Raw genomic sequence first — 12,642 nt, 5'->3', positions numbered from 1 at the left:
AGGTCTTTGGGAGCAACACCTATGTTGAACACCCTTCTTCCAATCCTGCTGTTCGCAGCCCTCGGCCTCGCGGCCCTAGGCGCCTTGCGGCGGATGAACATGTGGCGCCGGGGACGACCGGCCAAGGTCGACCTGATCGGTGGCCTCTTTGCCATGCCCAAGCGCTACATGGTGGATTTGCACCATGTGGTGGCGCGGGACAAATACATTGCCAACACCCACGTCGCCACGGCCGGTGGGGCGGTGGCGTCGATTGTGTTGGCGATCCTGGTCCACGGTTTTGGCCTGCATAACCGCTTCCTCGGCTATGCGTTGCTGCTGATGTCGGCGGTGATGTTCGTTGGCGCGATCTTCATGTACCTGCGTCGGCGCAACCCGCCAGCGCGTTTGTCGAAAGGCCCGTGGATGCGCCTGCCGAAAAGCCTGCTGGCCTTCTCGGCGTCGTTCTTCCTGGTGACCTTGCCGGTGGCGGGCATCCTGCCGGAAAACTTCGGTGGTTGGCTGGTGGCGGCGATCCTGGGTGTCGGCGTGTTGTGGGGCGTATCGGAATTGTTCTTCGGCATGACCTGGGGCGGGCCGATGAAGCACGCCTTCGCCGGTGCCCTGCACCTGGCCTGGCACCGCCGCGCCGAGCGCTTTGGTGGCGGTCGTTCCACCGGTCTGAAGCCGCTGGACCTGAATGATCCGACCGCACCGCTGGGTGTGGAAAAACCCAAGGATTTCACCTGGAACCAACTGCTCGGCTTCGACGCCTGTGTGCAGTGCGGCAAGTGCGAAGCGGCCTGCCCGGCGTTCGCCGCCGGCCAACCGCTGAACCCGAAGAAACTCATCCAGGACATGGTCGTCGGCCTGGCCGGCGGCACCGATGCGAAATTCGCCGGCAGTCCTTACCCAGGTAAACCTGTCGGTGAGCACAGCGGCAACCCGCACCAGCCCATCGTCAACGGCCTGGTGGATGCCGAGACCCTTTGGTCCTGCACCACCTGCCGGGCGTGCGTCGAGGAATGCCCGATGATGATCGAGCACGTCGATGCCATCGTCGACATGCGCCGCCACCTGACCCTGGAAAAAGGCGCCACGCCGAACAAGGGCGCCGAGGTGTTGGAAAACCTCATCGCCACCGACAACCCTGGCGGCTTCGCCCCGGGTGGGCGGATGAACTGGGCGGCGGACCTGAACCTGAACCTGCTCAGCGAGAAGAAATCCACCGACGTGCTGTTCTGGGTTGGCGATGGTGCCTTCGACATGCGCAACCAGCGGACCCTGCGCGCCTTCGTCAAAGTGCTCAAGGCGGCGAAGATCGACTTCGCCGTGCTCGGCCTCGAAGAACGCGACAGCGGCGACGTGGCCCGGCGCCTGGGTGACGAAGCGACGTTCCAACTGTTGGCCAAGCGCAACATCCAGACCCTGGCCAAATACAGCTTCAACCGCATCGTCACCTGCGACCCCCACAGCTTCCATGTGCTGAAAAACGAATACGGCGCCTTCGACGGCAACTATCTGGTGCAGCACCACAGCACCTACCTGGCGGAAATCATCGACGCCGGCGCGTTGAACCTTGGCCAGCACAAGGGCGACAGCGTGACTTATCACGACCCGTGCTACCTGGGCCGCTACAACGGCGAATACGAGGCGCCGCGCCAAGTGCTGCGGGCGCTGGGCATCGAGGTCAAGGAGATGCAGCGTTCCGGTTTCCGTTCCCGTTGCTGCGGCGGTGGCGGCGGCGCGCCGATCACCGACATCCCGGGCAAGCAGCGCATCCCGGACATGCGCATGGACGACATCCGCGAAACCGGTGCCGAACTGGTGGCCGTGGGTTGTCCACAATGCACCGCGATGCTGGAAGGTGTGGTCGAACCACGGCCGATGATCAAGGACATTGCCGAACTGGTAGCCGATGCGCTGCTGGAAGACGCGGCCCCGAGCAAGCCCGTGGCCCCGGCCAAACGTGAACCCGCGGAGGTGCATTAATGAGCGACATCATCCGCCGCGACCCTCGCGCCGAGTGGATCGCCCGCAACCGCCTGCATCCACTGCACGCAGCCATGCAACCGGTGCAGCACAGCTGGATGGGGCCCAACGGCGTCATTCGCAAAAACGTCCATGGCGTCGGTTTCATCGGCCCCAATGGGATCAAACGGATTGATCGCAGCGGTGCCCAGCAAGGTGGGGCGAGCAAACGCACCGCTGCCGTTGAAGTGCAATTGCCGCTGCATCAGGTGCCGCAACCGGCGTTCCACATCTGCGTCGTCCCGGACATGGTCGGTGGCCGCCTCAGCAGTCACGACCGCGATCTGCTGGGCCTGGCCCATCAGTTGGCCGGCAGCGACGGCTCGGTGTTGGCGGTGGTCTTCGGCGAGCACAAGGAAAGCACTTTCGCCACCGCAGGCGTGGACCGCTTGCTGGTGCTCGATGGCGAAGAGTTCAGCGGTTATGCACCGGAGCAACGCGTTCAGGGCTTGCGGGCTGTGGATAACCAGTTCAACCCACGCCATTGGCTGCTGCCTGACAGTCGCAGCGGCGGTGGTGAATTGGGCCGGCGCTTTGCCGCAGCCCTGGGCGAGCGCCCGGCCACGCGGGTCTGGCAGGTCAAGGGCGAAGAATGCATCGGCCGCGCCGGTGCGGGCCTGCAAGACTTGGCCCGGCCGTTGGCGCGCTTGATCCTGGCGGCGGCGGAATGCGCCGAGCCGGTCAGCGAAACCCGTCACGAAGCCTTGCCGGTGGAGTTATCCACAAGCGTGGCCCGCAGCTTGTCGCGCATCGAAGACCTTGGCGCGGTTGCCGTGGACCCGGGTGCGATCCCGATGGCCGAGGCCGAATTCATTTTCTCCGGCGGCAACGGGGTCAAGGACTGGGCGCTGTTCCACCAGACCGCCGCCGCCCTGGGCGCCACCGAAGGCGCTTCGCGGGTGGCGGTGGACGATGGTTTCATGGCCCGGGATCGCCAGGTTGGTGCGTCCGGCACCTGGGTCACGGCGCGGGTCTACGTGGCCGTGGGGATATCCGGGGCAATCCAGCACCTGCAAGGCATTGGCGCCTGCGACAAGGTGGTGGCGATCAACCTCGATCCGGGCTGCGACATGATCAAACGGGCAGACCTGTCGGTGATTGGTGACAGCGCGGCGATTCTCCAGGCCTTGATCGCGGCGGTAGAGGCTTACCGCAACGAAGCCAAGCGCGATGCGGCTTAAGCTAAGGAAACGTTCATGAGTACCCAAGTGATCAGCCTCGTCTCCATCGGCGCCCACCCGACCTCTGGCCGACCTCGACGGGCCGAGCAGGACGCCCGGGCCGTGGAGCTGGGCCTGCAACTGGCCGGCAACGACTTGCAAGTGCTGCACGCCGGCGACGTGGCCGAACCGGCCCTGCGCGCCTACCTGGGCATGGGCCTGGAGGAACTCCACGTTCTGGAAAATCCCGATGGGGCCGACGCCCTGCCGGCCTTGACCGACTACCTGCGTGACGCTGGCGCCCAAGTGGTGCTCACCGGCAGCCAGGCGGAAACCGGCGAGGGCTCGGGCATGTTGCCGTTTTTGCTGGCGGAAAACCTCGGCTGGCCGCTGGTGGTGGGGCTGGCCCAGGTCGAGTCCATCGAAAACGGCGCGGCCCTGGTGCTGCAAGCCTTGCCTCGCGGCCAACGGCGACGTCTCAAAGTGCGCCTGCCGTTCCTGGCCACTGTGGATAACGCTGCGCCAAAACCTCGGCAAAGCGCCTACGGCCCGGCCCGGCGTGGAGCGTTGCATGCCGAGGAGGTCGAAGTGATCGACGACACGCTGCTGGCGGTAGCCACCCTGCAACCGGCCAAGCCACGGCCCAAGCGCTTGAAAGTGATCAAGGCCAAGAGCGGCGCCGACCGCATGAAAGCCGCCACGGCCAAGGCCAGCGGCGGAGGCGGACAAGTGCTCAAGGACGTGAGCCCGGAGGCAGGGGCCGAGGCGATTCTCAAGTTGTTGGTGGAGGAAGGGGTGGTTCGCTAGACCCAGGCTCAACACAAAACCTGTGGGAGCGGGCTTGCTCGCGAAGGGGAGCATCAGTCAACGAAAAAGGTTGCCTGATACACCGCTTTCGCGAGCAAGCCCGCTCCCACAAGTGAAATATGTGTTGCCCACAATCCTTGTGGGCCCCTTTGTGGATAACCGCCGTCAGCCAAATGGAGCCTATCAATGGAAGTTGAATTTCGTCCGGCCTTGCCCATGGATGCACGGGAGATCGCCCGTCTGTTCCGGATTTCTTCGGAGGGTGCGTCGGATTACATCTGGAGCCAATTGGCGGAGCCAGGGCAGGACCTATTGGAAGTAGGGGCCGCTCGTTATGCCCGGGAGAATGTCGATTTTTCTTACCAGAACTGTTTTGTCGCCCAGGCGGATGGCCGGGTCATCGGCATGATGCACTGTTATGTCACGCGCGAAGATCCGCTGGCGGCGCCGGTGACGGATCCGGTCCTGGCACCCTACGCCGACATGGAAGTGCCCGACACCCTCTATATTTCAAGCCTGGCCCTGCATGAAGGCTGGCGTAACAAGGGGCTCGGCGTGCGCTTTCTCGAGTTGGCGCAACAGCGTGCCGACCAACTGGCGCTCAAAGGCCTGAGCCTGATCGACTACGCCGCCAATACCGGCGCCCGGCGTTTCTATGAGCGCCAGGGCTTTGATATCGTCAAAACCTGTCAGGTTTTCCCGCATCCGTTGATTCGGGTGACGGGGGAGGCGTACCTCATGCATCGGCCTTGATCGCCGTGGCGGCTTCACCAGAAACCCCTTGTGGGAGCGGGCTTGCTCGCGAAGGCGGTGTGTCAGTCGGCGATGGGTTATCTGACACACCGCCTTCGCGAGCAAGCCCGCTCCCACATAGGATTGATGGTGTATGTGAATTTTGTATCTGCCCAAACATTATGGGAGCGAGTGTTACCCACAATCCCTGTGCGCGCCTCTGTGGATAACCTGTTCGCCCCTCGCGGCACCCCAGGCAAACCAGGCACTCCAGGCCTGCGATCAAAAAACAGCCAACCTAACCAACGGTTTTTATTGGCTTTTGTTTGTGAATAACGATCCCTTTCAGCCGAAACTTGCCCCCAATCTCTGTTGGCGCTTCTGTGGATAAGATGTTCGCTCTACGCTGCAAGCCAGACAGGCCGGGCTGTTCAGTGAATTGATCATAAACTGATCAAACGATCTTTTTTATCAGGAAAACCTCGGGAAAACCTTGATTTACATGCCGTCCGAAGGGTTTTCCACAGAATCGTCAAATTTACCCCCAAACACTGTTGGCGCTTCTGTGGATAAGGTGTTCGCTCACCGCTACAGCCCAGGCATTACAGGGCTTACAGGGTATTGGTCAAAAAACAACCGATAGCGTCGGCAAACCGTCGTTTTCCATAAGTCACGGTTTTTATTCACTTTGCGGCTGAAAGAATTCCCGACCTATCCCACTTGTCCCCATTTGCTGTGGGTGGTCATGTGGATAACTTGTTCGCCAAACGCTGCAAGCCACGGCTGGCCTAGCGCACATCGCTATAGGTCAAATTTCATACAGTTCTAAGGAACTGCCTTGACGCAAGCCTGTCACCTGTCTTCACTTCCATGGCACAAGGACATCGCGACTTTATCCACATCAGGTTCAGGGAGAACACATGATGGATAGCAAGGTTCCCCGCTCACACCCGCTCCCCCGACAGACCTGCGTCCCGGCATCGCCCACTTCGTTGCACAAGCGCATCCATCGTCGCGCCACCAATCAGCGTGCGCGTCTATAGCGAGTACCCGATTTTCCCCCTGTAACACCGTTGACTGCCGCTGGACCCTGCACGGGACAGTGGCCAGGCGTTTGTGCGCCTGTGGATTTGCAGGCAACCGCAGAGTTGCCCCTTCTGCCTGAGAGGACTTGAACATGACACGGATCTCAACCCCCATCAGTGATATCCAGGAGCACTACGACGTGGTCGTCATCGGTTCCGGCTACGGTGGCGGCATTGCTGCCTCGCGCCTGTCCCGGGCCGGACGCAAGGTGTGCCTGCTGGAGCGTGGCCGGGAAATCCAGCCTGGCGAATACCCCAACACCCTGCTCGCGGCTACCGAGGAACTGCAGGTCCATGACCCCGACGGTCACATCGGCTCGCGCACCGGCCTGTTCGACCTGCACGTCAACGCCCAGCAGAACGTGGTGGTCGGTTGTGGGCTGGGCGGCACGTCGCTGATCAATGCCAACGTCGCGTTGGAGCCCGAGCCTGGCGTGTTCGAGGACCCGCGTTGGCCCCAGGCGGTACGGGACCACCAGGACACGTTGCTCAAGGACGGCTACGCTCGGGCTCGGGAGATGCTCAAGCCCAATCCCTACCCGGCGTCGGCACCGAACCTGCCCAAGCTCGACGCCCACAAGAAATCAGCCGATTACCTCAAGCAAGGCGCGCACTTCTACACACCCCCCATCAACGTGACCTTCGACAAGCTGCCCAACAACCTCAACCACGTCGGCGTTGAACAGTTGCCCTGCAATGGCTGTGGCGATTGCGTCTCGGGCTGTAACAACAAGGCCAAGAACACTACGCTGATGAACTACCTGCCGGATGCCTGGAACCACGGCACGGAGATTTTCTGCCAGGCCGAGGTGCGGCACTTGGAGCGCGACGGTGACGGCTGGATCGTGCATTTTCAGTACCTGGACAGCGGCCGCGAGCTGTTTTCGGCGCCCACGTTGTTCGTGCGGGCCGATGTCGTCGTGGTCTCCGCCGGCACTCTGGGCTCCACCGAAATCATGCTGCGCTCGCGGGACAAGGGCTTGGCCATGTCCAGCCAGTTGGGCGAGCACATGAGCGGCAACGGCGACATCCTCGGGTTCGGCCACAACTGCGACCAAGTGATCAACGGCATCGGCTTCGGCGCCCATTCGGCCAAGGAACTGGAACCGGTAGGGCCGTGCATCACCTCGATCATCGACATGCGCACTGAAGGCGACTGGCGCAGCCGCATGGTCATCGAGGAAGGTTCGATTCCCGGTGCCCTCGGCCGGGCCATGGTGCCGAGCATGGCGGCGTTTGCAGAGATGATCGGCGTGCCCACCGACACCGGTTTCGGCGCCAGCCTCAAGTACAAGGGCCGGGAGGCCGAGAGCTTTCTGCGCGGGCCGTATTACGGCGCGCTGCACAACATGCAGACCTACTTGATCATGAGCCATGACAACGCCAAGGGCCGCATGTTGCTCGACCACAAGGACCAGTTGCGCATCGACTGGCCTGGCGTCGGCGAACAGGAAAACGTCACCCTCGGCAACGAGCGCCTGCACCAGAGCACCAAGGCCCTGGGCGGAATCTGGGTCGAGAACCCGATCTGGACCAAGCTGCTCAAGCACAGCATCGTCTCGGTCCATCCCCTGGGCGGTTGCGTGATGGGCGAGGATGCGACGCAAGGCGTGGTCAACCACAAGGGCCAGGTGTTCAGTGGCGCCAGCGGCACCGAGGTCTACCCGGGCCTGTACGTGACCGACGGCGCAGTGATCCCCACCTCCCTGGCGGTCAATCCGCTGCTGACCATTTCGGCGGTGAGCGAACGCAACATGGGGCTGCTGGCGGCCGACCGTGGCTGGATCATCGACTGCACGCTGCCCTCGGCCCCGCGCAAAGCGGTGGCGGCGCCGACCCTCGGCGTGCAGTTCACCGAAACCATGAAGGGCTTCTTTTCCACAGCCTTCACCCAGGCCCAGGGCACCGATCTGAGCCTGTACGAAGCGTCGGCCAAGCGTGGCAAGGCCGACAACTCGCCCATCGAATTTACCCTGACCATTACCGCCGCCGACCTCAATCGCTTGATCAAGGAGCCGGAACACGCCGCGACCCTGGTGGGCACCCTCGATGCGCCGCTGCTGTCGCCCAAGCCACTGGTCGCCAGCAACGGGGTGTTCAATCTGTTCGAGCAGTACCAGGGACAGGTCGGCGTGCGGCACATGAACTACGACATGAAGCTGACCGCCGAAGACGGCAGCGACTATTACTTCAGCGCCTTCAAGACCGTGCCCGAGGACAACGGCGTGCTGAACATCTGGCCTGACACCAGCACCTTGTACGTCACGCTGTATCGCGGACCGGACAAGACCGGCGCAGTGCTCGGCTGCGGCGTGATGCACATCCTGCCGGCCGACTTCGCCAAGCAGATGACCACCATGAAAGTGCTCAACGCCCGCAATGAACGTGAGCGCGTGGAGGCACTGGCGCGGTTCGGCAAGTTCTTCGCCGGGATCCTGTGGGAGAGCTACGGAGGCGTCTTCGCAGGCGACGTCTACTTCAACCCGGACGCGCCGCCCCGGTTGAAACGGCCATTGGATGCACCGGCGCCGGTGGTGCATTTCTTCCCGACCGAAGACAACGTCGAGCTGCGCCTGACCCGCTATCAGGCCGGCAAAAAAGGCCCGGTGATGTTGGTCCATGGCTTGGGGGTGGGCTCGAACATCTTTTCCACCGACACCATCCACACCAACCTGCTGGAGTATCTGTGCAAGCACGAGTACGACGTCTGGCTGCTGGATCTACGGGTGAGCATCCTGCTGCCGGCCAGCAAGAACGAATGGAACGGCGACCAGGTGGCCCAGTACGATTTCAAGGCGGCCATCGAGCAGATCCGGCAAGCGACGCTGGCCCGTGACGTGCAATGCGTGGTGCATTGCTACGGCGCGACGACCTTCTTCATGTCGATGCTGGCGGGGCTGCAAGGGGTGCGCTCGGTGGTCTGCTCGCAGATCGCCGCCGACACGGTGGTCGCCACCGCCACCGGTCTGAAGGCCGGTTTGCATTTGCCGGGAATGCTCGATGCCATCGGCATCAAGTCCATGACGGCCTACGCCGACACCAAGGAAAGCTGGTTCAACAAACTCTACGACAAGGCCCTTAACGGCTATGCCCGGATCGAGGCCCAGGGCTATTGCACCAACCCGGTCTGCCATCGCATCACGTTCATGTATGCGTCGCTGTACCGCCACGACACCCTCAACGAAACCCTGCACGACAACCTGCATGAGCTGTTCGGCGAGTCGAACATCCAGACCTTCGAGCACCTGGCGCTGATCGTGCGCAAGGGGCACCTGGTGGACTTCAAGGGCAACGACGTCTACATGCCGCATTTCGATCGGTTGAAGTTGCCGATCTGCTTCATCAGCGGCGCCGACAACCAGTGCTACCTGCCGCAAAGCACCCTCAAGACCTACGAGCGGTTGTGCGAGATGCACGGCCCGCATTTGTTCAGCCGCCATGAAGTGAAGGGTTACGGTCATATCGACTGCATGTTCGGCAAGGACGCGGTGGTGGATGTGTATCCGATCATTCTTGAGCACCTGGAGAAGACGGCGTTGGGCTAGCTGACTGCCCTCCGTGGCGAGGGAGCTTGCTCCCGCTCGGCTGCGAAGCAGTCGTCGCTTTTGAAGTCTTGGGGGCCGCTACGCGGCCCAGCGGGAGCAAGCTCCCTCGCCACATGGGTTTTGTGGTGAGTCAAGAATAAGGAAAAGGATGCCATGAACACTTACATCCGCTGGTTCCAACGCATCATCTGGGTCGGGATTGTCATGAACATGTTCTTCGCGATCCCGGCGCTGTTCGCGCCGGCGTTGCTGACGTCCATGATCGGCCTGCCCCCCGTATTGTCCGATCCCTGGCTGGGAAACGCCGGCATGTTGCTGGTGGGGATCAGCCTGTTCTACATGCCCTCGGGGTTCAACGCGCCGCATTTCGTCGTGCACTCATGGTTGTGCGTGCTGTCGCGGCTGGTGGCGGTGGTGTTCTGGATTTACCTGATCAACACCAACAACCAGGGCCAGCTGTTCGTGCCGATGCTGATGGGCGACCTGAGCATGTTCCTGATCCTGGGCGTGCTGCTGTACCTGGGCAGCCCAGCGGCCAATCGTCCGCTGGCCTTGCTCTGCGCCGGTTGGCGGGAGTGGCGCGCCGGCTGGGCGCTGCGCTGGCAGAGCCACGGGTTCAAGGTCGGCACGTTGGTGGTGGTGTTGCTGTTGGGGTTCATCGGCTACCAGACCTGGTACCAGATGATCCGGGAGGTGCCACAGCCGGACTTCGCCTCCGACGAAGACCATTACAAATACGCCGCCATCGGCCTGGGCATCGAGGCGCGGATTCCCTACTACCTGTTCGCCGTGCTGCCGCAGATGTGCCCGGAAAAACTGCCCAAGCCGGGTGGCTACGAGGTATTCGGTTTTCTCTATGAAAACGGCAACGACCTACCCATCGGCATGGCCAAGCGGCAGCTCGGTTACCCCACCGTGGAGCCGAACTGTGCCCTGTGCCACACCGGTTCCTACCGGGCCAATGCCAGTGACGTCGCGGTGCCGGTCGCCGCCGCGCCGGCCAATACCTTGCAACTGCAAGCCTTCCAATGGTTCGCCTACGAATGCGCCAGCGACCCGAAATTCACCCCCGACGCGGTGATGGCGGCAATCAACGGCAAGTTCCAGCTGGGCTTTTTTGAAAAGCTCTACAACCGTTACCTGATCATCCCGATGGCCAAGAGCGCGTTGCTCAAGCAGAAACAGGCCTACGCCTGGCAGAAGCTGCGTCCGGCCCAGGGGCCAGGGCGGACCGACACCTTCAACCCGACCAAAATGGTGGTGTTCGGCTTCCCGGATGACTCCACCATCGGCACCGTGGACCTGCCCCAGGTCTGGAACCAGAAACCTCGCGAATCCATGTACCTGCATTGGGACGGCAACAACAACAAGATCCACGAACGCAACTACGCAGCGGCCATGGCCGTGGGCGCGACGCCGGAATCGGTATTACCGCCGAGTTTCAACCGGGTGACCAACTGGCTGCTGGGCCACAAGGCGCCGGCTTGGCCGTTCGCCCTGGACCAGGCGAAAGTCGCCCAGGGCAAACCGATCTGGGAGAAAAACTGCGCCAGCTGCCATGATTTCGGCCGCAGCGACACCGGCCAGGTCACCACCAACATCGACCAGTTGGGCACCGACCCCCATCGCCTGAATTCCTTCACCACGGGCCTGGTGTCGGCGTTCCACGGCTTCAAGAAACCGCCGTTCGACTTTGGCGCCTATCGCAAGACCCAGAGCTACAGCAACACGCCGACCGACGGCATCTGGTTGCGGGCGCCGTACCTGCATAACGGTTCGGTGCCAACCCTGTGGGATCTGCTGCAAGCGCCGGAGCAGCGTCCGCAGGTGTTCTACACCGGCTCCGACATTTACGACCCGCAGAAGGTCGGCTTCGTCACCAGCGGCGCGCAGATGAAGGCGTCGGCGGATTTCAAATACGACACCCGCCTGGAAGGCAATCACAACGGCGGCCATTTGTACGGCACGCAGTTGTCGGACGTCGACAAACGGGCCCTGATCGAATTCATGAAAACCCTGTAGCCCAGGGCAAAACGAAGGAGCGTTCACATGTCATTACTGCACCATTGGGAACATGAGTTCGACAAGGTCAAGGTCCGCCTGCACGGGTTGGTTACTCGGCTGGAGATGTCCTGGAAGAAACTCATCAACGACCTGGAGCCCGAGGAGTTCCAGGCCATCGTCAAGTTGCTGCAGCGAGGCCACGACCAGGCCCGGCACGTCATCGACCACGGGGATTTGCCGGACGACGAACCGGCCGTGCCCTGGGAACTGGCCCACGGCTTGTCGATCCTGAAGATCGGCAACGCCACGCCGCTGCCGCAAAGCGAAGACGAGTTGCCGACCCGCGTGCTCAAGGACGGCACGTTACTGGGCTGTCGCAAATGGGAACTGTTGGATCTGCTGTGGAGCGAGGCGCTGCTCAAATGGATCGAAAACCTGCGCCACCACGCGCCGTTCGCCACTACTCCGGCGCTGGTGAAGATGGACAACGACGTTGTGCTCGCCATTGCCGGCGACTGGGGCACCGGGCCGTTCGACAGTCACGCCCCGGCGGTGGCGGTGGCCAACCAGATGCAATTGGCCCTGGCCGATTTCACCATCCACCTGGGCGATGTGTATTACGCCGGCACCCACTCCCAGGAAGACGTCGACATGGCCGGTTGGCCCCAGGGCAAGCACGGCTCGTTCACCCTCAACTCCAACCATGAGATGTACAGCGGCGCCCATGGTTACTTCAAGGAACTGGCGGCGCGTTTTCCGGTGCAGCAGGGCACCAGTTATTTCGCCTTGTACAACGATGACTGGCTGGTGGTCGGCCTGGACAGTGCGTACGCCTCGGACGCCATGAACCTGTACATGGACGGCACCCTCAACACCCAGCAGATCGAGTGGATGAAAACCCTGCCCAAGCGCAAGAAGCTCATGGTCCTCAGTCATCACCAGGGCTTCGATATTTCCGGGCACAACAAGACTGCGCTCTACCAACCGGTCTGTGACGCCCTGGGGCGTGAGCCGGATTACTGGTACTGGGGGCATTTGCACAATGGCATCTGCTACGCGCCACAAGGCGGGCTGCACGCGCGCTGCGCCGGGCATGGGGCGATCCCCTATGGCACCACCAGCGAGCTGAATGGGCATGCGCGGGTGCTGTGGTCGGAAACTGAATTGGCGGGGGACGAGGCGTATCCGGAGCGGGTGTTGAATGGGTATGTGAAGGTGCAGTTGAGGGGGGAGGAGATTGTCGAGACGTTTTATGGGGAGGATGGCAGTGTGCGGTGGTCTTCACATTAGTCGTCGGCT

The 12,642-nt window shown here is 62.2% G+C and carries 7 protein-coding genes; all 7 read left to right on the top strand.

Annotation, left to right across the window (positions count from 1 at the left end; genetic code table 11):
• Nucleotides 1–21 precede the first annotated feature (21 nt).
• Entirely contained in the window at nucleotides 22–1,971 is a 1,950-nt protein-coding gene (gene dgcB / locus HU767_RS07855) for a dimethylglycine demethylation protein DgcB (RefSeq protein ID WP_186729161.1), read from the top strand.
• Nucleotides 1,971–3,191 (top strand): electron transfer flavoprotein subunit alpha/FixB family protein, encoded by a 1,221-nt coding sequence (locus tag HU767_RS07850; protein ID WP_186729159.1) that lies wholly within the window; start codon nucleotides 1,971–1,973, stop codon nucleotides 3,189–3,191. Before dgcB ends, HU767_RS07850 begins: the two co-directional genes overlap by 1 nt.
• A 15-nt stretch (nucleotides 3,192–3,206) precedes the next feature.
• Nucleotides 3,207–3,977, top strand: coding sequence for an electron transfer flavoprotein subunit beta (locus HU767_RS07845; RefSeq protein WP_186707136.1), 771 nt, complete (start codon nucleotides 3,207–3,209; stop codon nucleotides 3,975–3,977).
• Nucleotides 3,978–4,163: 186 nt separating this feature from the next.
• Complete coding sequence (locus HU767_RS07840; RefSeq protein ID WP_186707137.1) at nucleotides 4,164–4,730, top strand: GNAT family N-acetyltransferase; 567 nt, start codon at nucleotides 4,164–4,166, stop codon at nucleotides 4,728–4,730.
• Nucleotides 4,731–5,886: 1,156 nt separating this feature from the next.
• Nucleotides 5,887–9,339 (top strand): GMC oxidoreductase, encoded by a 3,453-nt coding sequence (locus tag HU767_RS07835; protein ID WP_186729157.1) that lies wholly within the window; start codon nucleotides 5,887–5,889, stop codon nucleotides 9,337–9,339.
• Between the two features lie 153 nt (nucleotides 9,340–9,492).
• Nucleotides 9,493–11,361 (top strand): hypothetical protein, encoded by a 1,869-nt coding sequence (locus HU767_RS07830; protein ID WP_186729155.1) that lies wholly within the window; start codon nucleotides 9,493–9,495, stop codon nucleotides 11,359–11,361.
• A 27-nt stretch (nucleotides 11,362–11,388) separates the two neighbouring features.
• Nucleotides 11,389–12,633 (top strand): metallophosphoesterase, encoded by a 1,245-nt coding sequence (locus HU767_RS07825; protein WP_186729153.1) that lies wholly within the window; start codon nucleotides 11,389–11,391, stop codon nucleotides 12,631–12,633.
• Nucleotides 12,634–12,642 lie beyond the last annotated feature (9 nt).

This window comes from Pseudomonas sp. SWRI179 (assembly GCF_014268705.1).
Taxonomy (GTDB): Bacteria; Pseudomonadota; Gammaproteobacteria; order Pseudomonadales; family Pseudomonadaceae; genus Aquipseudomonas; species Aquipseudomonas zanjanensis.
The sequence above is the reverse complement of the archived record's forward strand: the minus strand, read 5'-3'. Positions and strand labels throughout refer to the sequence as shown.

Excerpts from the sequence above, each read along its gene's own strand:
- HU767_RS07840 (WP_186707137.1), top strand. The coding sequence starts at position 4,164 with ATGGAAGTTGAATTTCGTCCGGCCTTGCCCATGGATGCACGGGAGATC.
- HU767_RS07825 (WP_186729153.1), top strand. The coding sequence starts at position 11,389 with ATGTCATTACTGCACCATTGGGAACATGAGTTCGACAAGGTCAAGGTC.
- HU767_RS07850 (WP_186729159.1), top strand. The coding sequence starts at position 1,971 with ATGAGCGACATCATCCGCCGCGACCCTCGCGCCGAGTGGATCGCCCGC.
- HU767_RS07845 (WP_186707136.1), top strand. The coding sequence starts at position 3,207 with ATGAGTACCCAAGTGATCAGCCTCGTCTCCATCGGCGCCCACCCGACC.
- HU767_RS07830 (WP_186729155.1), top strand. The coding sequence starts at position 9,493 with ATGAACACTTACATCCGCTGGTTCCAACGCATCATCTGGGTCGGGATT.
- HU767_RS07835 (WP_186729157.1), top strand. The coding sequence starts at position 5,887 with ATGACACGGATCTCAACCCCCATCAGTGATATCCAGGAGCACTACGAC.
- dgcB (WP_186729161.1), top strand. The coding sequence starts at position 22 with ATGTTGAACACCCTTCTTCCAATCCTGCTGTTCGCAGCCCTCGGCCTC.